This window comes from Thermosynechococcus sp. HY213, assembly GCF_031460975.1.
In the GTDB taxonomy this organism is placed as follows: domain Bacteria; phylum Cyanobacteriota; class Cyanobacteriia; order Thermosynechococcales; family Thermosynechococcaceae; genus Thermosynechococcus.
The window spans coordinates 35,858-60,920 of sequence record NZ_JAVKVB010000015.1 but is presented as its reverse complement, the minus strand read 5'-3'; the positions used below and the strand labels follow the sequence as shown (position 1 = coordinate 60,920).

The following is a 25,063-nucleotide window of genomic DNA, read 5'->3' as shown; positions in this document are numbered from 1 at the left end:
CTTCTTGCCGTGATTCAAAGCAAAAACTATGGGCGATCGCGAATTAATAGACCAATTTATTAAAGACTTGATTCAGAAAAATTCGCGAATGCTCTCGAATCGGCACCTGCGCGTAGAAACCACCTTTGATGAAGTTCAGTTGATTTCCTACAAAGATGGCATTGTTGCTCGGGTGAAAACAGATGCCCCCACCCTTGCCATTGAAGTACGGGACACTTCCCCCTATCGGCCTCTGATTCAAGAGGTAATGGTAGATTATAAGATCTTCCAAGTCGGCGTGGCTCAAACCCCCGGATTTTTACGTTACGAACATCGCACCGTTCCCGAAGGCTATGTGATCCAATACACCGAAGCGGGAGTGCTGTGGAAAGACCGCTGGGCACGGGGTAAGCGACGCGGCGCTCTGACAGGGGGTAACTCCCTTGGGATGGATGCGATGATTCTCTATCGGGGCACTTGGTATCCCATTCAAAGCGTCAATGCGGCCAATGGCTTTGTTGCCATTCGTACCTTGGGCGGGGAAGCCACCTACAGTGCCTCTGACTTTCTGGTATGGCTAAAAAAAGAGGAAAAAGACACCGCCGAGAGTCCCAGTCAGATCAGTGCCTACAAACGGGGAGAACGCATGGGAGACATTGACAGCGCCCCCACCCAAATCCTTGAGGCTACGGAAATTATGGCTGCCAAGGCCAGTGGCACCCCATCAACGCCAATTGCCTCCCCTGCTGGCGAACCGGAGAAGGAAGAAGATCACGCCGTCATTTTGCCGTCAGCGCCACCAGTACCTGCAGTTGCAGCAACAGTTTCAACCCCCTCTGAGCCTGCACAACCGGTTGAAGCCACCCAAGACCATCCAGCGGCCAACTACGAGCACGCCGTCGGCTATTCTCACCCCAACTATGACTACTTCCAAGGGTATCCAGCGGCCAGCTACGAGCATTCCGTGGGTTATCCCCACCCCAACTACGACTATTCCCAAGGGTATCCAGCGGCCAACTACGAGCATTCTGTGGGCTATCCCCACCCCAACTATGACTATTCCCAAGGGTATCCAGCGGCCAACTACGAGCACTCCGTTGGCTATGCCCATCCCAGTTATGGTCAGCCCTACCCGCCCCAAACCTACCAGCACATTGATCCCAACATTCAGATGGCGCTGACGTATCTCCAATCCAGCTTGGCCTATCTGCTACAAGTGGAGCCAAAAAACGCCAATATCCATGCAGCTATTCGCGCTACCAGTATGGCGATTCAAAATCTCCTCACCCTTCTCAATGGTTAGCGGCTCTCGGCGAGGGGATGCAGGCGAAGGACACTTTGAATCATTGCCCAAGCGGTTTTAATCTCAGGCACACGAACTTCATCCCATTGGCCGGGTTGACAGTAAAGATAACGAATAAAGCGACGTTGCTTTGGCAAAGAAAAGGGAAGAAACTGCACACCAATCTCTAGAGCCGTGGCGTTTTTTCCTAACGCCACCATTCTTGACCACCGCAGTTGGATCGGTAAGCGCAAGTAGACCAAAGGGCTCGGCGCTAGAAAGTGCAGTTCCCCTCGGGGGTCATCTAACAACTCCGCCGGCAACCTATTGAGACGTATTCGTGCCCCCTCCTCAGACAGGTCAACCGTTTGTCCGCCATAGCAGTTGTCCCCAACGATGAGTTCACAGGGTTCAGAACGCAGGAACCGCGGATGTCGTCGCTGCGGCACATCAATGGCCACCAGAGCACAGACCAAAATCAAGAGAAAGTTGTAGCTAGACCAGACCATGTTAATGGCCAAACTATCGGGATTGACCAGCGTCTCTTGCAAAGGCGAACTCCGCCGAATGAGACCAAACATCATTAGAGCGGCAATGATTAACAAGGGACGAATGACTGGCCAATTAACATTGATGCGATGGGGATCCACAATCCCCTTAGGCGTGACTTTGAAGGTTTTGCCCCTAGGACTGATCAGGGTGCGGATCACTGTGATAGCCATGGGAAAGACAATGATGGTTTCATAAACATCGGACCAAAAGGCAGAGCGGCGGCCTTCGGTGAGCCAAGAAAAGGCCATGATATTGCCCAAATAGTAGGGACAGTAAAAGTACACTACCTCGTTAATTGTGGCGCGCAGCGGCGCCAGCCCAAAGAGCAAAAAGGCCAAAGGTGACAAGAGAAAAATCAGGCGGGGAATCGACAGCAGCCAATAGAGCACGCCAAGGCTATGGTAAAAACGCTGCAGGAAGTTGAGGTTAGGAATGGTAAAAAAGTTGTCCTTGAGAAACAGTATTTGCAGGGTACCTTGTCCCCACCGCAATCGCTGGTTAATATAGGCGCTGATGGTTTCTGGTGACATTCCTGCTGAGAGGGCTTCATTCAGATACTTGATCTGATAACCACGCCCCTGCAAATAGAGCGAGGTGAGGTAATCTTCGGTGATACTGTCGGTGGGGATACCGCCAATTTCATCGAGGGCACGGCGGCGAATCACAAAACAGGTGCCACAACACACAACGGCGTTAAAGAAATCGCGGCTGGGCTGAATGAAGCGGAAAAACAGCGTCTGCTCGTTGTTGAGAATCCCCTCTAGCCCTAGATTCACAGTCACTGGATCCTCATTGAAAAAGTGTTGGGGGGTCTGTACCATTGCCGTTTTCGCATCTTGGAAAAAACCCACCGTGCGGGTGAGAAAGTTGCGACTCGGCACAAAGTCGGCATCAAAGACGGCAATCAACTCCCCCGTGAGCGTGGGCAGTGCATGGTTAATGTTGCCAGCTTTGGCATGGCGGTTGTCGGGGCGATCGCGATATTCACAGCCCAGTTCTGCTGCTAGGGCACGCACCGCCGGCCGTCGGGTATCGTCCAGCAAGTAGATGCGCTTGTGGGGATAGTCCATGGCTTGGCAGGCAATGACTGAACGCCGCAAAATGTCCACCCCTTCGTTGTAGGTGGGCAGAATCACATCCACCCAAGGCAAATACTCCCCCCGAATCACGGCTTGGCTTAGGCGATCGGCCTCAGGGCTGCGGTCTTTGGAAAAGATACACAGGGCAAAAAAGCAAATGGTATTTGTTAGGGTCAGTAGTTCAGCAATAAATAAAAGAATCGAAATCGTGCCATTGAGGGGATCATCCAAGTTGAGGCTGTTAAAAAAACGCCAGAGGATATACCGCAGTGCCAACAGGGTCAGCCCCAAACCCACAATTAAACGCGACCAAAAATTGGGCTTGGGGGAAATCTCCTTCAGGAAGAACGTAATGGCAATCCAGACTAGTGTGGGCAATAGGAGTGCTTGAAGCGTCGTGCCGTCAGCCCGCAGCAGCGCTTTCCCCTCGTGCCAAAGACCGACTAAGTTGGGTAGAAAGTTTTGCCAATCCAGTTGACTCAGCAGGACGGCCAGAAATGCGCCACTGCCCAACAGTAAAAGCCACAGATCAGGGCTAATACGTCGCGATCGCGCAGGTGCCTGTGGTGTAGGCGGCCTCGATGGCTGAGAAACCCTAGGGGATAGGTTGTTAGTTTCAAGTAGCTTCATGGGAACACAGTCAGTTGGGATGAAGCTCTACATCCTGTACTCACTCAGAGTTGAACAACGCCACGACCTCAAAATTACGATCGGGTGAGCAACTCTTTAGATTTCAACTATTTTCAATGCTTTGATCAATGAATCTTGGATGTAGCAGTCGTGTTAATTGATTTGATGAATAACAATGCTTCTACATGCAAGACTAATTATCAGCAAAATTTCCGACTGCCTAGAATAATTGCAGCGAATTCGTAGGCTAACAAATATGGCCAGTTTGGCTTGGCAAGAATGGGACAGATGTAATTTTTCACCATGGTGCTAATCCATTTAGGGAACTTACCTCTAGTGTATCCAATGCTTTAGCAAAAGTAAGCCTATACCGAAAAATTAAAGCAAAAATTCAACAATGGGCTAGCGACTTTCCGCAAGGGGATGCAGGCGAAAGACGCTTTGAATCATTGCCCAAGCGGTCTTAATTTCAGGCACACGAATTTCATCCCATTGTCCCGGTTGGCAGTAGAGGTAGGGGATGAGACGACGGTGCTCTGCCAAGGATAGATCCAGAAAGCGAATGCGCATTTCGACAGGGTTGCTGCTCGCCCCCTGCTGAAGTTGAATCAGGCGCTCCTGATCGTGCCAGCGCAGCTCTGCCGAGAGCCATAGATCTGCGAGTTCGCTAGGAGGCAAGAGGCGAAATTGGGCACTGTAGGTTCGTAATCCCTGCGGTGAAGCATGGTTTTCCTGACAAGTGTCACAGTGGCGGATTTGTAAGCGGGCGCCCTCTTCAGAAATATCCACAGTTTGCCCGACATAGCGATCGCCCCCAACAATGAGTTCGCAGGGTTCAGTCCGCAGGAAGCGGGTAAAACGGCGCTGCGGTACATCAATGGCCACCAGCATACACACCAACAAAAGTGACAAATTATAGATTGACCAGACCATGTTCACCGCCAAACTATCGGGATTGACATTCGTCTCTTGAAGGGAAGAGCTGCGCCAAATCAAGCCCCCAATCGTCAAAAGGGCAATCACCAGCAGGGGGCGAATGAGTGGCCAATTAACATTGATGCGGTGGGGATCCACAATCCCCTTGGGCGTTACCTTAAACGTTTTGCCCCGCGGATTGATGAGGGTGCGAATCACCGTGATGGCCATGGGAAAGGCAATAATTGTTTCATAGACATCCGACCAAAAAGCGGAGCGGCGACCCTCAGTCAGCCAAGAAAACGCCATGATATTCCCCAGATAGTAGGGAAAGTAAAAGTAAAGAATCTCGTTCACCGTTGCTCGCAAGGGAGCAATACCAAAGAGCAAAAAGGCCAACGGTGCCAAAAGAAAGATCACCCGCGGAATGGAAAGAAACCAGTAGATGATACTCAAGGAATGGGAGAGGCGCTGCGTTAACCGCAGATTAGGGGCAGTGAAAAAGTTGCCCCCCAAAAAGAGCATTTGCAGTGTGCCCTGCCCCCAGCGCAAGCGTTGGTTAATGTAGGCACTAATCGTCTCCGGCGACATACCCGCCGCCAAGGCTTCATTGAGGTATTTGACGCGATAGCCAAGGCTTTGCAGCTTAATGGTTGTCATGTAGTCTTCGGTGATACTGTCTGTGGGAATGCCACCAATTTCATCGAGGGCACGGCGGCGAATCACAAAACAGGTGCCACAGCACACCACAGAGTCCCAGTAATCGCGGCTGGGCTGAATAAAGCGGAAAAACAGCGTCTGCTCGTTGTTGAGAATCCCCTCTAGCCCTAGATTCACAGTCACTGGATCCTCATTGAAAAAGTGTTGGGGGGTCTGTACCATTGCCGTTTTCGCATCCTGGAAAAAACCCACCGTGCGGGTGAGAAAGTTGCGACTCGGCACAAAGTCGGCATCAAAGACGGCAATCAACTCCCCCGTGAGTGTGGGCAGTGCATGGTTAATGTTGCCAGCTTTGGCATGGCGGTTGTCGGGGCGATCGCGATATTCACAGCCCAGTTCTGCAGCTAGGGCACGTACCGCCGGCCGTCGGGTATCGTCCAGCAAGTAGATGCGCTTGTGGGGGTAGTCCATGGCTTGGCAGGCAATGACTGAACGCCGCAAAATATCCACCCCTTCGTTGTAGGTCGGTAAGATCACATCCACCCAAGGCAAATACTCACCGCGAATCACTGCTTGACTGAGGCGATCGGCTGCGGGTGTGCGGTCAATGGAGAAAATACAGTGAAAGAAAAAGGCTACACTATTGAGAACTGTCAGCAATTCTGCCAAAAAGAGAACGACGGAGATCGTGCCATTGAGGGGATCATCCAAGTTGAGGCTATTCAACAGGCGCCAGAGTTCATAGCGAATCCCCAATAGGGCAAGACCCACACTGACAATCAGCCGTGACCAGAAGGTCGGTTTAGGGGAGAGTTCCTTTAGGAGAAACGTGATTGCCAACCAGACAAACGCCGGCAGCAGTAAAGCCTCAAGTGTGGTTCCTTGGGGGCGCATGATGGCTTGTCCCCCATGCCAAAAACCGACAAGATTCGGTAGTAAATCTCGCCAGTTCACTTGCCACAGCAGTACCCCTAGGAGGGCGAGAATGCCTAAGAGCAAGAGCCAGCCATCGGCTTGCAACGACTTGAGGCGCATGATTTAGCTTCTAAACACCACTTCGACACTTTGGCCCACACCACAGAAACGCTCAGCGGTTAAGTCCTCTGGTAGGTTGTAGAGTTGAACATCAACCGCCAGTTCATTGCGCACTAGATCGGGGGGGGGCACAGCCACATTTTCACCCACTTCGACTTTACCTGGCCCGCCGCGAATGGCACGGACAATCCCCGTTAGCCGGCGATCGCTCCCATCCAATAAGCGCACTGTTGCTTCCTGACCCACCTGCAGGCGAGGATTATCCCGCTCCGCCACCAAGCCCGTTGCCCAAACATCGCTACAGTCGAGAATTTTAACGATCGGATCCCCTGCGGTCAGGGGAATACCCAAATCCCCTGTTTTGTGGATCACTGACCAAACCACTGCGGTCGTCGGTACTGTCACGGGGGCAAGGCGTTGCAGGGAGAGTTGCTGTTTGATATTGGCAATTTCACGGCGTAGCTCGGCAATCGTTGTGGCCACTGCCAAGCGTTCAACCTCAATATCGACCAGTTCAACTTGCAAATCAATCAAACGGATCTGGGGAAAACTAAAGGTGCGTGATGCATCGAGTTGCAGTCCTTGGCGAGCCGCTTGTAGGGCTGTTTGTTGGCGGCGCAGTTCGGCCTGTTTACTCTCAACAAATTTCGCTGCTTGCTTGGCACGGGAAACGGCTTCATCGGCGAGTTGGCGCGCCACAGCCCCTGTTTCCACTAAGCTGGTATAGCGATCGGCTTCAATGCGGGCAATGGCCAGAGCTTCTTGGGCTTGGCGCAGTTCCCCTAGGGTACGCTGCACTGCCTCTTGGGCAAAGCGAACTTCAAGGGTTTGCTGACTCTGCTGATAGCGATCGAGTTGAGAAATCAGAGCCATACGGCTGTTGCGTTTCTGTTGCAGTCCCTGCTGCTGGGAAAGGGCGACATTGAGTCGAGTTTCTAGATTTTGGCGATCGGTTTCCAGTTGGGGATTGCGATCGTTGCGGATGGTACCAATTTCCGTACCGGCATTCAGGCGTTCGCCAGGGCGCAAGTCTTTTAGGGTTAGGGTGCCGGGGATCGTGGCATAGAGGGTAATCACTGTGCCATTGAGGTAGCCGACACGACTGACCACATTGCGCTGTCGCCACCAGAGGAGATAGACCGCTAAGCCAATGAGCGTCACCCCCAAGCCAATCCGCACTATCCGAAAAATGCGGCGCCGTTTCTCAGTTTGTGGGGGTTTGGTGGCAACTGCACTGGAAGATGATGAGGTATTCATATTCGGTTTTTCCACTGCCACAGCTCAGCAACATACTCAACAGGAAACCCATGCTCCTTTGCCCCTTGGAGAATTGTCTCTAAATAGTCGGCTGAAGGCCACAGGGTTTCATCAATAAAATCCTCCCCTGCCACATAAGTCAGAGCTGTTATCGCCTGACCCGTGGACGTTATGACTCTAACAAATTCATGGCGGTAATGTCCCCACTTAACACCTTCGTAAAAATCTAAGCGTTCAATGTCTGCTTCTGTGCAGCGATAAATCACACCCCAAACAGAACGGTGAGGATCAGGGACAACATTTGCTTTGCCAGTGCCATCATTACTGCGTTTATTGAACACAAGGCGATAGCCCCGCAGTTCAGCAACTTCAGCAGTGGGGACGGTACCGATGCGACGTTTTTTTTGGGCGGTACAGAGGTTGCTGCCGTAGGCAAAGTACCAGATACAGCCGTTGTCTAAAATATGGGAATCATCAAGGGGGAGTGATTCGGTCATCAAGCAGTTGAGGAATAGAGTTGGCGGTAAACTTCCATGAGGGCGATCGCCACCGAAGCCGAGAGATTCAAACTGCGCACCGCCGGCTGCCACATGGGAATTTTCAAAAAGGCGTCACAGGTCGCTAAGACTTCGGCGGGGATGCCATCGGGTTCGCTGCCAAAGATCAGCCAATCACTCTCAGCAAAGCTAAAGTCCCAGTAAATCTGTTGGGCTGAAGGCTCAAAGGCAATCAGACGACCCCCGCTATGGGTAGTTTTGAGGAACGTCGGCCAGTCGGGGTGGCAGTGCAAGGTGACATAGGGCCAGTAATCAAGACCAGCTCGCTTGAGGTAGCGATCGCTGAGTTCAAAGCCCAAGGGTTCAATCAGATGCAGCGGTGTGTGGGTGGCAGCACAGGTGCGGGCAATATTGCCTGTATTCGGGGGAATTTGGGGATGGACAAGCACCACAGCAGGCATGGCGTTGAGTCAGTGGCAACTAGAGACTTAATCCGTTGTCGCCCGGCCACTGGGGGTTAAGCCGCGCCGTCCCTCTTCGCGGGCATAGGTTAAAAAGCGCTGTAGATGCTCTAAATACTCAGAAGGGGGTAGGGTTGCTAATTGGGCGATCGCTTGGGCAAGGGGCAAGTCCCGCCGATAGAGAATCCGAAAGGCTTCCTTGAGGTTGCGCATTTCTGCCTCCGTCACCCCCGCTCTTTGCAGCCCCACTTGATTGAGGGCACGAACCCGTGCGGGATGACCTTCCACCAGCATATAGGGGGGCACATCCCGATCTACCCGTGCCATGGCTCCCACCATTGCCAAGCGGCCAATATGGACAAACTGATGAATGCCCACCATACCGCCAATGCGAGCCTTTGATTCAATGCAAACATGGCCCGCGATCGAGGCCGCATTTGTAATCACCACCTGATCCTCAATCACACAATCATGGGCCACATGGACATAGGCCAGCAACAGATTGTGGTTACCAATAATTGTGGCATCCCCTTCGCCGTTGGCACGGTTGATCGTCACGAACTCGCGAATGGTGTTGTAATCCCCAATACGTAGGGCACTATTGGCACCCGTATATTTTTGATCCTGAGAAGCCGTGCCGATGATCGCTCCCGGAAAGATACGATTACCTACCCCCACCTCCGTTGGCCCTTCAATAATCACGTGGGCACCAATTTCGGTATGGGCACCAACGCGCACCTGTTCGCCAATCACGGCATAGGGGCCGACCCGAACTGTGGGATGTAGCTCGGCACTGGGATGAATGACAGCAGTAGGATGGATCAGTGTTTGCATCATTGATTGTGACTAGTCCACCAGCGAGAACATCATCTCGCCCTCACAGACCAATTGACCATTCACCTCAGCCCGTCCTTGCATTTTGCCGATGCGCTGCTGCTTGACAACAAGAAGCTCGGCCCGCAGGATTAACTGATCGCCGGGGAGGACGGGACGGCGAAAGCGCACCTTATCAATGCCCGCAAACACAGAGAGCTTATCCTTTGCCCAATTCATCTGCATCAGGACAACCCCTCCCACTTGGGCAAGGGCTTCCACAATGAGCACCCCCGGCATAATTGGGCGACCGGGAAAGTGCCCTTGGAAAAAGGGTTCGTTGATCGTGACGTTTTTCAGCCCCACGGCATACTTTTCTGGAACATAGTCAATGATGCGATCCACCAGCAGAAAGGGATAGCGATGGGGGAGCAATTGCTGGAGATCCGTTACCGTCAGCACAGTGGTGGGTGGGGAGTCAGTCAACGTTGGCATAGGGATAGGGGTCAGCTTCACATCAAAGATATACACAAATCATAGGGGAGAATGGTTGCCGACTAAACCATCTGTTGGGCGATCGCCCGTGCCAATTGGGTATGCAGATGATGACTCGCCCGATAGGCGACATAATGCGCGATGGGGGGTGTCCCTAGGAGGGCTAAATCTCCCCAAAGATCGAGTAATTTGTGGCGAACGGGTTCATCGGCAAAGCGTAACGGCGGGTTGACCCAACCACTGGCACTGCACACCAGAGCATTCTCTAAACTGCCCCCCTGAATCAGGCCTTGGCTGCGCAGATACTCCACTTGTTCGGCAAAACCAAAGGTACGGGCAGGGGCAACGGCCACCGCTAGTTCTGAAGGGGTAAAGCTACACCACTGGCGACCAATCGCCGCATAGGGGAAGTCAATGCCATAGGTGAGGCGTAGCTCAGGAGCAGGAATGGCACTGACAAAGGCTGCTCCTTCGTAAATGGTGACAGGTTCCTTCAAGATGACTGCTGGCCGAGGAATCTCCTGAGGGACAACACCGACCCTTTGAATGCCTTCTAACCAAGGTTGCGCCGAGCCATCGAGCACCGGCACCTCAGAGCCTGTGATCTCAATCGTGACATTATCAATACCAGCGATCGCCAGCGCTGCCAAGAGATGTTCAACCGTGCGCACACTGGCGCCATTGGCGACCAACTCCGTTGCCAACTGAGTGGATTGAACCGCATCAATCTGAGCAGGAATCACGGGCTGTCTCTCCAGATCAAGGCGCACAAACTGTCGCCCCGTGTTGGCGGGTGAGGGTTTCAAGGTCACTTCAACTGATTGACCAGAATGCAAACCTACCCCTGACCATTGGGCAGCCTTTCCAAGAGTTTGCTGTGCAGTTGCAGTCGGTGCCGTTGGTACAGAGGTCGTTACCATGGGTATTTCTCCTAGAAGCGCTCGCCAATGCCAAAGCTGAAGGCACTGCCCCCTTCATTATTCCAGCCAAAGTCAATGCGGATATTGCCTAGGGGGGTATTCACCCGCAGGCCGCCGCCATAGCCTAGCCCCTCTCCGGGTTTACCGCGCACAATCCCCGGCTGACCGGGTACGCTGCGTTGGGTACCGAGCAAACTGGCCCCATCCACAAAGAGGGCGCCACCAACAATATTAAAAATGGGGAACCGATACTCTATTGTTCCTTGCACAAAGGCGCGCCCGGAGCCGATTGCCCCCTCTTCCCAACCGCGCACCGAATTAGCGCCGCCAATTGTAAAGGATTCATAGGGAGGCAAATCGCCAAAAATGTTGCCCGCTTGGATATTGAAGGCAAGGGTTTGTGGCCCCTCAATGCGCAGAAACTTCACGGGGATATAAAAGCTATAACTGCCGCGCACCCGGTTCATTAAGATGTTGCCTGCCCCCACAGGGATTGACTGATCCACCCCTAAGCGAATCACCTGACCACTCGTTGGCCGCAGCGGATCATTGCGCAGGTCTCGCAGAATTGCCGCCTGCACCGTAAACAGGTCATTAAAACCACGGCAAACACCATTGTCTGGAAAGGTTAAGCAGTTGCCTGAAGCATCCGTATTAAAGCGGCTAAAACCACTGTCTAGGGAGGTAACCCGCTGATATTGCAGCCCCAAGGAACCGGTCCAAGCGGTGCGTATCTGATCCCGATCCTTCGTAAAGGGTCGCGTAAAGAAAACGGCACTCCCCAAGCGGTTAATCCGCGGAAAGTCACCATTGGGCAAGCGAACATCAATTGGGCCATTGGTGAAGGTGGTGGGCACTGTCAGGCGGTTAAAGGCACTCACGGTGTAGGAGGTGCGATAGGGATCCCCCTTAATCCAAGGATCGGTAAAGTTAATGTCAAAGAGAAACTCCCCTTCCGTCCCCCCTTGGGCTTCAACACCAAATTTCCAGTTGCGACCAAAGAGGTTGTTTTGTTGGAATGCCACTGTGCCAAATAGCCCCGCAGCGGAACTATAGCCCGCCCCAGCAGAAATACTGCCCGTATTGCGCTCTTTGATATTCAAAATCAAGTTAACCTTGCGGGGATCTTGACCGGGTTCAAGGGCAACTTGCACATCCTCAAAGAGTCCCAATTCAAAGAGGCGTCGCAAATCTGCTTGCACGGTATTTTGGTTGAGAACCACGCCGGGCTGGGTGTCCATTTCACGGCTGATCACAAAGTCACGGGTACGCTGTTTTGTCGGCTCTCCTTCTTTATTCAGGAAGCGATAGGTGACCTGTTCAACCACGCCCTCAGCCACCTGCAATGTCACAACCCCATCGGGATCGACTTGGGGTGTACCAACCACCTGCCCCAAGATATAGCCATTGTCCCTATAGAACCGGTTGATTTGCTCAATGCCAGACTGTAGCTCTCTTAGATTGAGCGTGCGACCAATTTGCGGTGCAAAAATCTCGTTGACTTTTTCTGGGGTGAGCACTTGGTTGCCCGCTACTTGAACGGCTCGCAGTACTGGATAGGGGCGCACGACAAAGGTAATCCGCACACCGAGGGGAGTATCGCTGGGGACAGCATTGACATCAGCAAAAAAGCCCGTGGCAAAGATGGCGTTGGTATCCTCTTGTAGTTGCGTGCGGGTGGTGGTACTGCCAGGGCGAGTGCGAATGACTTGATACACCAATTGCTCAAGTTCGGGTGTGGCGCCTTCAACCACCACTTCGGCAATGAGAACTTGGGGTTCATCAGCGGGGGGCTGGCTCACAGGTGGCGGGGTGGGCGGTGCTGGGGTTGCTGCGGGAGGGCTTTCAGGCACAGGCTCTGCCGCTGGTGGCGTTGGGGATGCTGGAGTTTCCGCAGGTTGGTTTTCAGGCGGCGGGGCTTCTTGGCCACGACTGGGATGCAAAGAACCGAGGGCGATCGCCACGGTTGCCATTGCCGCTGCTACCGTTTTCAGGGCAGCCCCCATTGGCTGCATTCGCACTGGCGAAAAAAGTTGGTTATTCACTGCTCACACCTAAAAAACAAATCGCGTCAACACAGCCAAACCCATTGGCATTCCTATAACAGTAGGTTAATGACTCAGAAGTGGCAACAAAAGTGCCCCCCTGTTTGCCCTTGACCCTTAGCCATAATAGGCGGGCTCATTCCCCGCTTTCCACTTGATATTACAGCCGAGACTCGGTTTTTGATCTTCGCTGGGGGTTTGACCAGCTAACACGGCATCAATGGCTGCACGCAAGTCTTTCCCAGTCACCGGTAAGCCATTCTGGGGGCGGCTATCATCGAGCTGTCCACGATACACAAGCTTGCGATCGCCATCAAACAGGAAAAAGTCCGGTGTACAGGCTGCCGTGTAAGCCTTGGCCGTTTCTTGGCTCTCGTCGTAGCAAAGCGGAAATGTAAACCCTAGTTCAGTGGCCATCGCCTTCAGGGACTCTGGGGCATCATCGGGATAGTTGGCAGCGTCATTGGCACTAATGGCAACAATCCCTAAGTCTGTGTCTTTGTAGTCGCGCCCCAGCTTCGCCAGTTCCTCTTGGACGTGTTTTACGTAGGGGCAGTGGCGACAAATAAACATCACCAGTAGGGCTTTCTTATCGGCAAAGCTACTGAGGGAAATCGTTTGCCCACTCACCACATCGGGCAGCTGAAAATCGGGAGCAACAGTACCAAGGGCAAGCATCGTGGACTCTGTCCGCGCCATAAAACCTCCTGAGAACGCTGGCAAGAGTGTTACAAATAGCAATATCGTCCCTAGTGTACTCTGTTGCGATCGTTCCTCAAAGTGGTGAGAGGAGCAACTCCCCCAACGAACGCAAAAAGCAGCAAGATCACTCCTGCTTAGATATCATCGGTTTTAATTTTTGAGCACAGAGAAAAATTGCTTTAGCCAATATAGCTTTGACGGGAGACGTGCTTCTCAAAGGTGGCTTGGGTTTGATGGAGAAGTTGCTCGCGGCTGTCGCTGGTGTGTTTCAGGGCAGGCACCAAATTGCGCGCTTGGAGTGCCATGTGCAGTTGCAAATGGGCAACGTATTCGCTGAGGTCTTCGCGGAGTAGCGGATGACTTTGATGCACAGACACAGTGTTCTCCTTCAACTGATAGTTCAGTAGGCGTTCCATAGATCCTGTCAATCCCCAAAAGCGGTCATGTCAGGAATGGTGCGTTCAAACTGTTCGGCAGGGTGGGGTGCGTCACTTAACCCTTTTAGAGGTTAACATTTCTCAGGGAGGGTGTTGCGATTTGCAATCAACTGTAATGTTTTGCCAATACTTCACGATTCAGGGGGCAGGAAATGCGGTTACTCATTGCTAATGATGATGGGGTCTTTGCCCCCGGTATTCGGGCGTTAGCAGATACGCTGGCGATCGGTGGCCATGAAGTCGTGGTTGTGTGTCCGGATCGCGAACGCTCTGCTACAGGGCATAGCCTCACGGTCTTTGATCCGATTCGCGCTGAAATCGTCAGCGATCGCTTTCACCCCAGTATTAAGGCGTGGGCCTGCTCCGGTACCCCCTCTGACTGTGTCAAACTCGCCCTTGGTGCCCTCCTAGAGGAACCCCCAGATTTTGTCGTTTCTGGGATTAACCAAGGCTCCAACCTCGGCACGGATATTCTTTACTCCGGCACAGTGTCTGCTGCCATGGAGGGGGTGATTGAGGGAATTCCCAGTATTGCCATTAGCCTCACCAGTTTCACAGTTCATGACTTTCAGCCAGCCGCTGACTTTGCCAGTCGTCTCCTCAAGGCGCTGGAAACCGCCCCCCTGCCCCCAAAGATGCTCCTCAATGTGAATGTACCGGCGCTGCCTGCCAGTGAAATTGCTGGCGTTGTCATTACACGACAGGGGATTCGGCGCTACCATGACCTGTTCCAGAAGCGCATTGACCCTCGCGGCAAAACCTACTACTGGCTCGCTGGTGAAGTGGTTGAAGAATATCCCCAAGACCCCAATCAAGCCCCCACGGATGTGGAAGCCATTGCCCAAAATCTGATTAGTATTACGCCGTTGACCTTTGATCTCACCTACGGTCAAGGGGTGCAGAGTTTAACCGAGTGGCTGCGCCAACCCACTGTACAGCCTCTATTCAATCTCTAGGATCACGGGTGCATGATCACTGGGCTTGGGTAAGCGCCGCGGGGCAATATCAATGTGACAGTTGCAGGCCCGGGCTTTGACAGCGGGGGTAAGGTAGAGGTGATCAATACGCCAGCCATGATTGCGGCGAAAGGCACCCGCCCGATAATCCCACCAAGAGTAGTGCCCAGGCTCCTCGGTAAAGTGGCGAAAGGCATCGTGGAAGCCAAGGTCGCGAATGGCCGCTAAAAGGTTGCGTTCGGCATCGGTGGCTCCCACTTTTGTGGCGCGATCGCTAGCATCAAAAAGGTCTTTATCTTCTGGGGCAATATTAAAATCACCACAGAGAATCACCTCCCCTTGGGCAGTGAGCTGCTCGAGATAGACATGGAGGGTTTTTAACCAGTGCAGCTTATAGTGGTATTTCTCACTGTCGTACTCTCCACCGTTGGGAATATAGACATTTACCAAGGTGACATCAGGAGCTAATTGGGCGCGAATCAGTCGTTTTTGCGTATCCAACTCACTGTGACTGGGTAATTGGGGGGCAAAGCCTGCTTCTACGCCCGCAAGAGGCTGACGACTGAGAATGGCCACCCCGTTGTAGGCCTTTTGGCCACTACAATAAACTTGATACCCACGATCCAGAAAGGGCTGACGCGGGAACTCAGCATCTGTGACTTTGGTCTCCTGAAGACAGAGATAGTCCACTCCAGTGGTGTCTAACCATTGGCACACATGGTCAAGGCGAGTGCGAATTGAGTTGACGTTCCAAGTAGCAATTTTTGGCATCGGTTGATTTCAGTCAAAGTGATTTGCCCAAACCGTTATAGGGGGCAGCATCGGCACATACTGTAGAAAGTATAGTTGGGGAGTGGCAGCAGTACCCGAAATATGGCTGGGTATGTTTTGGTGTTGGCTGTGATTATTCTTGGGGGCGCGATCGCGACGGTGGGCGATCGCCTCGGCTCAAAAGTGGGCAAAGCCCGATTGAGCTGGTTTAATTTGCGGCCTCGACAGACAGCTGTCCTGATTACCATTCTCACAGGCAGTTTAATTTCTGCCTCCACCCTTGCCATCCTCTTTGCCCTCAGCCGTGAATTGCGCGATGGCGTGCTGCGCATTGATACGATTCGCCGCCAACAAGCGGCTGCTGAACAAGAACTCGCCGAAACCCGTGCCCAAAAGGATGAAATTGAGGCGGAACTGGCACAATCCCAAATTGAACTGGCCAACATTCGCCAACGCCTTAGTCAAACCAACCAAGTCCTAGAGCAGGCCGTCAATCGTCAAACCCTCACAGAAGCAGAACTCAAGCAACTTCAAGACCGCTACACCCAAGCCCAAAAAGACCTCGAAAACTTTGAAGCCCAAGGGGCACGCCTGCGGCAAGAAATTCAGCGTTTGCAACGGGAGCGACAAGCCATCCAAGGCCGCCTCGAGGATGTGGCTAGCCAAAAAGCAGCCCTAGAAACTGCCATTCGCACAGCTCAACAGCGCCTTGCCGAGGTGGAAGGTCAAAAGGATCGTCTCCAAGCAGAGATTGATCGCATTCAGGATCAACTGGCCGTTGCCAATCAGCAGCAGCAGGTGTTACGCAATCAACAGCGCACGCTTCAGCAGGAAATTGCTGCCCTTGAGGCCAGTCGCCAACGCCTTGAGGAAAACGTGAGCATCCTTTTGCTAGGATTACGGCGGGGGACGATCGCCATTCGCACGGGGCAAGTCTTGGCCTCTGCGGTGATTCAACATGTCAAGGATCCGGCTCAGGCCACCCAAGTTATTGAAGAACTCCTGCGGGAGGCGCGGCGCAATGCCATTGTCCTGAATCGTCCCCAGAACCTCAAACCGACGGATCAGGTGATTCAAATTACCACCGAAGACGTGAACCGCCTGCGCAGCCAAATTAGTGATGGCCAGCCCTATGTGGTGCGCATTTTAGCTGCGGCCAATTATCTACAGGGGGAAAGTAACATTCTTGTGGTGCCCCAAGTGGCGCGCAATCAGGAGGTTTTCCGCGAGGGTGAGAATCTAGCTACCATTTCCTTGGATCCGAGCCAGATGACCGATGAGCAAATTTTGCAACGCTTGGATCAGTTGTTTACGGTCAGTAATCAGCGGGCGATCGCCTCGGGTGTCCTCCCCGATCCTGTGACTGGCAGTGTTGGCTCCTTTCGCCAAATTGAACTGGTGAAATTTGTCCTCGACCTCAAAGATCACCAAGGGACGATTGATATTAGTGCAGTTACCCCCACCTCTGTTTATACCGCTGGCCCTCTCACCCTTTCCCTTGTCGCCCGCCAAAATCAGCGGGTGATCCTGCGCAGTGGTTAGGCATCAGCATCATTTCCCGCGAATTGGGCTGGATTCATCAAACCGCAGGCTAGGATAGAGGAGATTTTTCTCCGTTCACCATGTAAGGGGTGCCCCCATGAAGCGACTGGTTTCGATTGGTTTTTTGGTGTTTATTCCCCTCTCTATTGCCGCTGAAAAACTGGCATGGGGTGCCCTCACGGTCTTTATTTTGGCAGCACTGGCGATCGTGCCCTTGGCGATTTGGTTGAGCACCGCAACAGAGGAGGTGGCACTTGCCACGGGGCCGACGATCGGTGGCCTCTTGAATGCCCTCTTTGGCAATGCAACGGAACTGATTATTGCTATTGTGGCGCTGCGAGCGGGTTTAGTAGATATTGTCAAAGCCAGTATTACGGGCACCCTGATGGCGAACCTTTTGCTGGTGATGGGGTTATCCATGCTGCTGGGGGGCATTCGCTACAAGGAGCAATCCTTTGCCCCAGTGGTGGCACGGGTGAATGCTTCCTCGATGACGGTGGCGATCGCCGCGATTCTCCTACCGGCAATGGTCATTTACACCTCCAGCAGTGTGCCGCCAACCGCAATTTCCAAAATGTCAGTGGTGGCCGCCATCATTCTGATTCTGGTCTATGGACTAACGTTACTCTTTTCTTTGAAAACCCACAGCTATCTTTACGATGTCAGTCAGGTGGAACTGGGGGACGAAGCGGGGCACCATGAAAAGCCGAACCTGCCCCTGTGGATCACGGTTCTAATGATTGCCACGATTGGCGTAGCCTTTGAGTCAGAAATTTTTGTCGGCGCAGTTGAAGCAGCAACGGAGGGCTTGGGTCTAACGCCCCTATTTACTGGGGTCATCCTCTTGCCGTTGGTGGGCGGTGCAGCGGAATATGTGACTGCGGTGGGGGTTGCCCTGAAAAACAATATGGATTTGTCCGTGTCCATCGCCTTGGGTTCATCCCTCTTGGTGGCGCTCTTGGTGGCACCTGTGCTGGTGCTGATTGGCCAGTTTATTGGTCAGCCGATGGATTTAAACTTTAGTCTTTTTGAAGTGGTGACGGTGATTATTGCGGTCGTGATTGCTAATGTGATTAGCCTAGATGGCCGCTCCAACTGGCTGGAGGGGGCGCTGCTGTTGGCCACCTATGGGATTCTCGGCACCGCCTTTTTCTTCCATACCTAGGAGAGGCGCTGAATCTGTAGTTGATAGGTCATGGTTGAGGTCACCCCTTGTCCCCGCAGGGTACCTTGAATGGGGGCAGCATCCGTCGGATCAGCGGCAGCCACAAGGGCAATGTGGCGATCGCTCACCGCTAGGCCGTGGGTGGGATCATAGCCGCGCCAGCCTGCCCCCGGCAAATACACTTCTACCCAGGCATGGAGGTGCCGTTCAGGATTATCCAAGTCTCCTTCCTGATAGCCACTGACAAACCGCGCCGCTAAGCCCACAGCCCGACAGGCATGGATAAACAAGACGGCTGTATCGCGACAGGAACCCATTTGTTTTGCCCAAGTCACACAGGGGGGCCAAGGGGCACCGGTTTCACGAATTTGGTGCTGACAGGTACGGTAAATTTTGTTATTGAGGTCACTGAGAAATGTGAGGACACTGCCATCGCCACTGGCTAAAATTTGCCAAGCCAATTCATAGGCAACAGGATCCACTGACGGTGATAGATAGGGATGCAAGCTAGTTGCCAGTCGCTGCGGATAGTTAAAAGGGAGGGTGACTGCCCACGAGTCAAGCAGATAGTTAAAGGGGTTGTCGCAATAGGTTTCTACTTCAGAGGTGACCTGAATCATCAGGGAGGTGGTGGGCTGTGGTGACCACCAGTAGCGTTGAATGTGATTGCCATGGACATCGAGGACAGTACTTTGGCCTTGGGGAGTTGGTAAAATTTGGAGGGAGAGCGATCGCAGGCGTTGGTGGCCATCACTACGCGGGATCAAGCGTAAATCATGGGGGGCAAGGGCAACAGGGGCGCTGTAGGTGTAGCTAGTTTGATGATAAATGCGGTATTCCATTTCATATCTAAAAGGAAGCCGCCCGAACCAATAACTGTCCAGGCGGGGTGTGGTGTGAGGAGTGAACGGAAACGTGCGTCTCCGCTATTTCTATTGTAGGGGACAGTTTCCAAATTGCCATAAGTAAATGGCGTAAAAAGATCAAATCTTTAGACCACACCCTAGATCCTCTCACTACCAAAGCAAAAAGAGTCAAGAACAGATCCTGACTCCTCAATAAAACAGATGTTTGTAAAAAAAACAGCCTAACGAGTCGTGGCTGCCATTTTCTCTTCTGCCAGTTCCCTTAGGCTAGGGAATAAAAAGTGGTTTTCTTCAACGTACTGCGCACCAAACAAGCCCTTTTCTGCCCAGAAGTAGCGATCGGTGGTGTGCTCATTCCGCTTAACAAGAAGTAAAGCGGGTGGGGTGATCCCCTTGGCTTGAATAAATTTTCGTGCCGCTGTCACAGGTTTATCTTCGCCACTTTCGATGCTATATTGAGGTACGCACTCAAGGATTTTGCGTCCTTCGAGACGCCGCCGGCTCTTCCGCTTCCGTCTTCTGGCCAAGTTGCCTTACCTCCTTTGCCTTCAAAGAACTGTTATTGAGTTTACAAAAGTCGCCCTTTAGTATATCTGGTGTATCCTAGAATTTCAACTTTCCTTAATTTATCGAAACACGATTTATTGACGGGACAACGATCCCCAGCTTAGGATCAACGCTTTGCTGATCCCAGTGACCCCACTATAGCAAATTGTGCCACTTGAGAAAGTGGTTCCTTCCATTTGCCCCACAGCCAATGGGCTACCCTAGAGAACGACTGTCTAAGCTGCTGAACCCCTATGATGAGCCAACGCTTAGTGCAACGGGTGCTCGAAACCCAAGTGTTAACCTCAGCCATTGAAAACCAAATTTCCCAACTGTTGTGGAAGCGGGAATATGACGGTGATGACATGGCAGCGCTTGGGGAATTGCTCGATGCCCTAGAGGCCAAGAAAATTCAAACCCAACAGTAGGTGCTGCGGTCTCTCCTGCAACTTCTGATCCTTGCCCTCAGCTACAGTGCCTTAGCCCTTGGGGGGGTGCCGGGGCTATGTATGAATCGCGCAACGATCGCCCTTGTGAGTGCGGCTCTTTTGATTGCCTTAGGGGCGATTGATCTACCCACTGCATGGCAAGCCATTGATCCCCAGACCATTGTGTTTCTGTTGAGCATGATGATTGTCAATGCTTATCTGGGCTTGAGCGGCTTTTTTCAAATAGCGATGGTGACGGTGGTGCGCTTTAGTGGCAGTCCCTTGGGGCTACTGGTGTTTCTCACTGTAGCTACAGGAATGTTGTCGGCGGTCTTTCTCAACGACACCCTTGCCCTTGTGACGACGCCTTTAACCCTGCGCATTACCCATGTCTTGGGCTTAAATCCAGTGCCCTATCTGCTGGCGATCGCCGCGGCAACGAATATCGGTTCTGTGGCCACCCTCAGCGGCAACCCCCAAAATATCCTCGTGGGATCGTTTTCCGAGTTAGGATATCTGCCGTTTGCCCAAGTGATGGTTCCCGTCGCAGTGCTGGGGTTAGGGCTGCAAGTGGCTTGGTTGGGGTGGCTCTATCCGGAGGTGCGATCGCGCCAACCCTGTACATTGGCTACGCTCCAACCGGTGCAGGTGCAAAAAGGGTTACTCCACAAGACACTGATTGTCTCTGGGCTGATGTTTTTGGCCTTTCTGCTCGGCTTTCCCTTGGCAGAATCCTCTCTTTTGGCGGCAGCAGCTTTACTGGTCACCCGTCGGGTGAAGCCAGAGCGCATCCTTGCTCAGGTGGATTGGTCACTATTGGTTCTGTTTGCGGGTCTGTTTATTCTTACCCGCTGTATTCAAAACTTTGATTTATTAGCCGTTTTGCGCCCTTGGGTGAATCAGCCCTTGCCCCTCGTGGTGATTACAGCACTGCTGTCAAATTTAATTTCTAACGTGCCCACGGTGCTGCTGCTCGCACAGTTTATCCCCAAAGGTGCCGATCAACTCTGGTACCTACTGGCAGCCACAAGTACCCTCGCGGGCAATCTTACGCTTTTTGGTGCTGTGGCTAATTTAATTACAGTTGAGGCCGCTGCTAGCTCAGGACAGCGGTTTTCCTTTTGGCAGCACTTGCGCTTTGGTGCACCGCTCACAGTGTTGACGCTGGCGATCGCCTACGTTTGGATCGTGAGTCAGACCTAGGGGCTAAAGGTTGGGGTCGTTGCTCCAGAGGCACTCTCAAAGTAGGCCACGTCAGACAGAATGACAGGCGCATCGGATTCAGGAATGGGCTGCCCTTGACTGAGATAGCCGACACAGCCATTCATCAGGCTATAGACAAAAATCACGCCTCCCGCTGAGATGGCCACGAGGCCACTGGCCAGCAGTAAGGAAAAATCCCGGAGGCGGTAGGCACCGTGGAGGAGTCGCACCGACCACAGCACCAATGCCAGTACCAGTAGAAGTAAGATAGCCATATGTAAACTATCTTAACAACTCTCAGGATTTTCCTCATCAATCTTTAGATTCTTCTAATGAATTCTTGCTAGCACAGTGCCCGTGTTCGCTCTATGGTGCAGGTGAGATTGGCGCCATACTGACCCACATGGGTAATTTCAGGCGTGTAGGCCTCTAGCACCCGTCCTGTGCGATCGCACATCGTTAGGACGTAATCACAGTGGGGACACTGGGTGTGACTCACGGAGCCATAGCGTTGACGTAGGGCTAATTTACCACAGTGAGGACAGTGAATCGTTTGCATGGTAACCATAGTTAAATAATCCTTAAGTTCTTTTTGGTGTGTAGGAACTTGTGATAAAAGGCGTTGCGCAAATCTGCGTTTCAAAACAACAAAACTCAACAAATAGTATTGCGCAACATTAAGGGAGTTTATGAGAGAGGACACTTTTTATTATGGATGGATTTTCTAGCGATGGCAATGATCCCAATGTTAAAAAATATGCTAATTCGACGGGGATCAAGGAATTCTACAAATGGCCTTAGAGAAACTTGCTTCGCTTTTCTGAGAGGTGATTGACCTTTATTACAGCCCTTTTCACAAAGATTGAAGAAGATCAAGCTAGGCAAAACTGCCCTCGAAAAGTATTACATTCTCTTTACGTCCTCCCTGCTTTGGAAAAGAAAGGCATCTACCTTACTTGCATTTCTATTCAGCGATGTTTACTTAATGTAATGGTTTGTAACTCTGATCATTGACAACTCAATAGTAATAATCTGAAGAAAATATTAAGAAGTTGAGTGCATGGGGGTAGCCAGTGAAGTGGTTCAGCCTTGGTCTATTAAGTGGATGTTTCGTTGGCTCAATGACCTCAGCAGTAGCACAGGGTTCTCTGCAGGTGGTTTATCCGCCGCGAGAGCACACTACAAGCGCACCCCGGATTTTCTTTATTGGTACAGCACCGCCGCAAGTTGTCGTTACCCTCAATGGGCAGGTCGTTGGCGATCGCTCGCCAGCGGGACACTTTGCCCCCAGTCTTCCCCTGCAACCCGGATTGAATCACATCACCCTGCAAGCAGGGGATCAACGCCTTGACTTTGCCATCACTCGCACGGTGCCCCAAGTACCGACCACCCTACAACCCCTAGAGCCAACAGCCGATTTAGTGCGCCTAGCCAATGAAATTGTTTGCTTTACCGCTGCTGCCCCCAGCGATCGCGCCGTGCAAGTCCAAGTGGGTCAGCGCATTCTGCCCCTAGAACCCCTACCGCCCCAAGTGCAACTGCCCTCTAATCTGGCTGCGCTGATTCATCAAGCGGAGGTGGTCACTGCTCGCCCTTCTCTCTATCGCAATTGCCTCCAGCTCACCGAAGTGGGCGACTATGACCCGATTCAATGGCAATTAGGAAACCAACGCCAACTGGGTGCCCGCATTCGTGTAGCTGAGCCAACGCAATTACCAGTTGTGGAAGTCACCCGCTCCCTTGGGGGGGTAGCCCGCACTGGCCCTAGCACTGATTATTCCCGGCTGACGCCCTTGCCAGTGGGAACACGCGCACGGGTACGCGGACAAACGGGGGATTGGCTGCATTTGGACTATGGGGGTTGGATCCGCACCAATGAAGTGCGGTTCCTCTCCAGTGCTCTGCCGACAACAGCCACCATCCGCAGTATGACCAGCCGTCAGCTTGCGGGTTGGACAGAAATCAGCTTTCCTTTGGATGTGCCCGTACCGATTTCGATTCAGCAGGGCGATCGCCAGTTCACCCTAACGCTCCACAACACGATTCCCCAAACCGACATCATTCGCCTCGATGCCGATCCCGTCATCCAGCGCCTTGACTGGTACCCCCTTGATCAAGAGCGGGTGGAGTATCGTTTGACGCTGCATCATCGCCAACAGTGGGGCTATCGTGTGGCCTATGAAGGCAATCGGCTGGTGCTGCAACTGCGTCATCCACCCCAACTCCAACGGGGGACACAACCCCTGCGGGGGATTAAAATTCTCCTTGATCCCGGCCATGGCGGGCCTGAGGACTTGGGAGCACGCGGCCCAGATGGTACGCCAGAGAAGGTCGTCACATTGGCACTGGCCCAAAAACTGGCACCCGAGCTAGAACGCCTTGGGGCAACAGTCATTTTGACGCGCACAGAGGATATTGATCTGGACTTGCCCGATCGCCTTCTCGCCATTGAATCAGCCCAACCCACCCTTGCCCTCAGCTTGCACTACAATGCTCTCCCCGATGCTGGCGATGCCCGTAATACCCAAGGGATTGGCGCCTTTTGGTATCATCCCCAAAGCCATGACCTTGCCGTTTTCCTAGAGGGGTATCTCAGTCAGCGGCTGCGGCGGCAGCAGTACGGTGTGTTTTGGAATAACCTTGCCCTGACTCGTCCGACAATTGCCCCTGCGGTGCTGCTGGAACTGGGCTTCATGATTCACCCGGAGGAGTTTGAGTGGATTGTTAACCCCCAAGCCCAAGCTGAGCTTGCCCATACCTTGGCTCAAGGGATTCTGGAGTGGTTACAGCAGGCGACGCGGGATTAATCTTCCAGCAAATGGTGAAGGGCTGCCGCCATCTCGGCAGTGGATGTGGTGGCTGTGCCAAACTGACGTACGACAATACTGGCGGCCAAATTGCCTAAAACTGCCGCCTCCCAAAGACTGGCACCCGCCACAAGGGCAAGGGTTAAAGCAGCAACAACGGTATCGCCTGCGCCAGTGACATCAAAGACATCCGTACGGTTAAAGGCGGGTAAATGGTAGGGCGCCGCCTCGCGACTAAAGAGGCTCATACCAGCATCCCCCCGCGTAATCAGCATATATTTAGCCGCCGTCAACTCCAGCAGGTCTTCCCCAGCTCGCAGTACCTCCGCCTCTGTGCGAATTGGGTAGCCCACCGCTGCCTCTGCTTCTGGCAGGTTTGGCGTAAATAGGAAAGCACCGCGATAGCGAGCTAAATCCCGTTGGGTATCAACAATCGTGCGCTCATGCTCTAGGGCAGCCGCAATCACAGGGGGTGTAAAGACACCATCGCCATAGTCGGAGCAAACCACGGCATCGGCAGTCCCCACCTGCTGACGAATAAAGGCCGCTAGCGCCTCCTGAAGGGCTGGGGCAGGCAGATCATCGGACTTGCGATCCACGCGCACAATTTGCTGCGTCACCGACTGGCGAGCATGGCCAGAAATACGGGTTTTCGTCACGGTGGGGCGATCGCCATCCTTAAAGATGCCCCGCGTATCAATCCCTGCCCCTTGAAAAATGCTACAAAGCGCCTCCCCCTGCGGATCTACACCCACCAGACCAACCGCCTGCACCTGAGCACCCAACTTGGCCAAATTGTAGATGGCATTGGCACCGCCGCCGGGCACTTGGCGGGTAAACTCATGGCGCAAAATCAGAACAGGGGCTTCCCGCGAGAGACGCTCCACCTGACCCGTGAGAAATTCATCGAGGGTGAGATCCCCCACCACCAGTACCCGTGCTGAGGAAAAGGACTCCAAAAGGTGTAGGAGTCGCCCTTGGGACGATTGCAATTGCTGGCGCAGGTCGGGTGGTAACATT

24 protein-coding genes are annotated in these 25,063 nt (G+C 52.9%); 7 read left to right on the top strand and 17 right to left on the bottom strand.

Features of this window, described 5'->3' with window-relative positions; all coding sequences use genetic code 11:
• Positions 1-28 precede the first annotated feature (28 nt).
• On the top strand, positions 29-1,282 hold the full coding sequence (locus tag RHK62_RS09135) for a hypothetical protein (RefSeq protein ID WP_310453617.1): 1,254 nt from the start codon (positions 29-31) through the stop codon (positions 1,280-1,282).
• Here RHK62_RS09135 and RHK62_RS09130 read toward each other — a convergent pair.
• The 11 genes from RHK62_RS09130 to RHK62_RS09080 form a co-directional block, all read right to left on the bottom strand.
• Entirely contained in the window at positions 1,279-3,522 is a 2,244-nt protein-coding gene (locus tag RHK62_RS09130) for a glycosyltransferase (protein WP_310453616.1), read from the bottom strand. The genes RHK62_RS09135 and RHK62_RS09130 overlap by 4 nt on opposite strands.
• A 402-nt stretch (positions 3,523-3,924) precedes the next feature.
• Positions 3,925-6,132, bottom strand: a complete 2,208-nt coding sequence (locus RHK62_RS09125; protein ID WP_310453615.1) for a glycosyltransferase — start codon at positions 6,130-6,132, stop codon at positions 3,925-3,927.
• Between the two features lie 3 nt (positions 6,133-6,135).
• Complete coding sequence (locus RHK62_RS09120; RefSeq protein ID WP_310438555.1) at positions 6,136-7,389, bottom strand: HlyD family efflux transporter periplasmic adaptor subunit; 1,254 nt, start codon at positions 7,387-7,389, stop codon at positions 6,136-6,138.
• Positions 7,386-7,886 carry a gamma-glutamylcyclotransferase family protein gene (locus RHK62_RS09115; protein ID WP_206200283.1) on the bottom strand — a complete coding sequence of 167 codons (501 nt, stop codon included), beginning with the start codon at positions 7,884-7,886 and terminating at the stop codon, positions 7,386-7,388. Before RHK62_RS09115 ends, RHK62_RS09120 begins: the two co-directional genes overlap by 4 nt.
• Positions 7,886-8,347, bottom strand: coding sequence for a tRNA (cytidine(34)-2'-O)-methyltransferase (locus RHK62_RS09110; protein WP_149819613.1), 462 nt, complete (start codon positions 8,345-8,347; stop codon positions 7,886-7,888). Before RHK62_RS09110 ends, RHK62_RS09115 begins: the two co-directional genes overlap by 1 nt.
• Positions 8,348-8,374: 27 nt before the next feature.
• Positions 8,375-9,181, bottom strand: a complete 807-nt coding sequence (gene lpxA, locus RHK62_RS09105; protein ID WP_315862932.1) for an acyl-ACP--UDP-N-acetylglucosamine O-acyltransferase — start codon at positions 9,179-9,181, stop codon at positions 8,375-8,377.
• A gap of 12 nt (positions 9,182-9,193) precedes the next feature.
• On the bottom strand, positions 9,194-9,655 hold the full coding sequence (fabZ, locus tag RHK62_RS09100) for a 3-hydroxyacyl-ACP dehydratase FabZ (RefSeq protein WP_206200282.1): 462 nt from the start codon (positions 9,653-9,655) through the stop codon (positions 9,194-9,196).
• A gap of 62 nt (positions 9,656-9,717) precedes the next feature.
• Complete coding sequence (gene lpxC / locus RHK62_RS09095; RefSeq protein WP_206200281.1) at positions 9,718-10,575, bottom strand: UDP-3-O-acyl-N-acetylglucosamine deacetylase; 858 nt, start codon at positions 10,573-10,575, stop codon at positions 9,718-9,720.
• A gap of 11 nt (positions 10,576-10,586) precedes the next feature.
• The gene (locus RHK62_RS09090; RefSeq protein WP_310453614.1) at positions 10,587-12,620 is read right to left on the bottom strand and encodes a BamA/TamA family outer membrane protein; all 2,034 of its coding nucleotides are present in this window, start codon (positions 12,618-12,620) and stop codon (positions 10,587-10,589) included.
• Positions 12,621-12,737: 117 nt separating this feature from the next.
• Positions 12,738-13,319 (bottom strand): thioredoxin family protein, encoded by a 582-nt coding sequence (locus tag RHK62_RS09085; RefSeq protein WP_206200279.1) that lies wholly within the window; start codon positions 13,317-13,319, stop codon positions 12,738-12,740.
• A gap of 182 nt (positions 13,320-13,501) precedes the next feature.
• On the bottom strand, positions 13,502-13,738 hold the full coding sequence (locus RHK62_RS09080; protein WP_225901576.1) for a hypothetical protein: 237 nt from the start codon (positions 13,736-13,738) through the stop codon (positions 13,502-13,504).
• Positions 13,739-13,911: 173 nt separating this feature from the next.
• Here RHK62_RS09080 and surE point away from each other — a divergent pair, with 173 nt between their 5' ends.
• Positions 13,912-14,715 carry a 5'/3'-nucleotidase SurE gene (surE, locus tag RHK62_RS09075; protein WP_310453613.1) on the top strand — a complete coding sequence of 268 codons (804 nt, stop codon included), beginning with the start codon at positions 13,912-13,914 and terminating at the stop codon, positions 14,713-14,715.
• Here the strand turns inward: surE and xth are convergent.
• Positions 14,701-15,486, bottom strand: coding sequence for an exodeoxyribonuclease III (gene xth, locus RHK62_RS09070; protein WP_310453612.1), 786 nt, complete (start codon positions 15,484-15,486; stop codon positions 14,701-14,703). The two genes, surE and xth, sit on opposite strands and share 15 nt — an antisense overlap.
• A gap of 102 nt (positions 15,487-15,588) precedes the next feature.
• Here xth and RHK62_RS09065 point away from each other — a divergent pair, with 102 nt between their 5' ends.
• Both RHK62_RS09065 and cax read left to right on the top strand, forming a co-directional pair.
• Complete coding sequence (locus RHK62_RS09065) at positions 15,589-17,028, top strand: DUF3084 domain-containing protein (RefSeq protein WP_206200276.1); 1,440 nt, start codon at positions 15,589-15,591, stop codon at positions 17,026-17,028.
• Positions 17,029-17,125: 97 nt separating this feature from the next.
• A complete protein-coding gene (gene cax / locus RHK62_RS09060; protein ID WP_206200275.1) occupies positions 17,126-18,193 on the top strand; it encodes a calcium/proton exchanger in 1,068 nt (355 codons plus the stop codon).
• Here cax and RHK62_RS09055 read toward each other — a convergent pair.
• Together RHK62_RS09055 and RHK62_RS09050 are read right to left on the bottom strand one after the other, a co-directional pair.
• The gene (locus tag RHK62_RS09055) at positions 18,190-19,035 is read right to left on the bottom strand and encodes a transglutaminase family protein (protein WP_206200274.1); all 846 of its coding nucleotides are present in this window, start codon (positions 19,033-19,035) and stop codon (positions 18,190-18,192) included. The two genes, cax and RHK62_RS09055, sit on opposite strands and share 4 nt — an antisense overlap.
• 245 nt (positions 19,036-19,280) lie before the next feature.
• On the bottom strand, positions 19,281-19,586 hold the full coding sequence (locus tag RHK62_RS09050; protein WP_149819587.1) for a DUF3155 domain-containing protein: 306 nt from the start codon (positions 19,584-19,586) through the stop codon (positions 19,281-19,283).
• Positions 19,587-19,859: 273 nt separating this feature from the next.
• Here RHK62_RS09050 and RHK62_RS09045 point away from each other — a divergent pair, with 273 nt between their 5' ends.
• Together RHK62_RS09045 and RHK62_RS09040 are read left to right on the top strand one after the other, a co-directional pair.
• Positions 19,860-20,033, top strand: a complete 174-nt coding sequence (locus tag RHK62_RS09045) for a hypothetical protein (protein ID WP_206200273.1) — start codon at positions 19,860-19,862, stop codon at positions 20,031-20,033.
• Complete coding sequence (locus tag RHK62_RS09040) at positions 20,034-21,236, top strand: anion transporter (RefSeq protein WP_206200272.1); 1,203 nt, start codon at positions 20,034-20,036, stop codon at positions 21,234-21,236.
• On the opposite strand, the gene RHK62_RS09035 is transcribed toward RHK62_RS09040, so the two are convergent.
• Entirely contained in the window at positions 21,233-21,511 is a 279-nt protein-coding gene (locus RHK62_RS09035; protein ID WP_206200271.1) for a hypothetical protein, read from the bottom strand. The two genes, RHK62_RS09040 and RHK62_RS09035, sit on opposite strands and share 4 nt — an antisense overlap.
• A 68-nt stretch (positions 21,512-21,579) precedes the next feature.
• Complete coding sequence (locus RHK62_RS09030; RefSeq protein ID WP_149819579.1) at positions 21,580-21,804, bottom strand: replication restart DNA helicase PriA; 225 nt, start codon at positions 21,802-21,804, stop codon at positions 21,580-21,582.
• Between the two features lie 553 nt (positions 21,805-22,357).
• On the opposite strand from RHK62_RS09030, the gene RHK62_RS09025 reads away from it, so the two are divergent.
• Positions 22,358-24,043 carry an N-acetylmuramoyl-L-alanine amidase gene (locus tag RHK62_RS09025; protein ID WP_310453611.1) on the top strand — a complete coding sequence of 562 codons (1,686 nt, stop codon included), beginning with the start codon at positions 22,358-22,360 and terminating at the stop codon, positions 24,041-24,043.
• Here the strand turns inward: RHK62_RS09025 and rfaE1 are convergent.
• Complete coding sequence (gene rfaE1, locus RHK62_RS09020) at positions 24,040-25,062, bottom strand: D-glycero-beta-D-manno-heptose-7-phosphate kinase (RefSeq protein WP_302677510.1); 1,023 nt, start codon at positions 25,060-25,062, stop codon at positions 24,040-24,042. The genes RHK62_RS09025 and rfaE1 overlap by 4 nt on opposite strands.
• Between the last annotated feature and the right edge of the window lies 1 nt (position 25,063).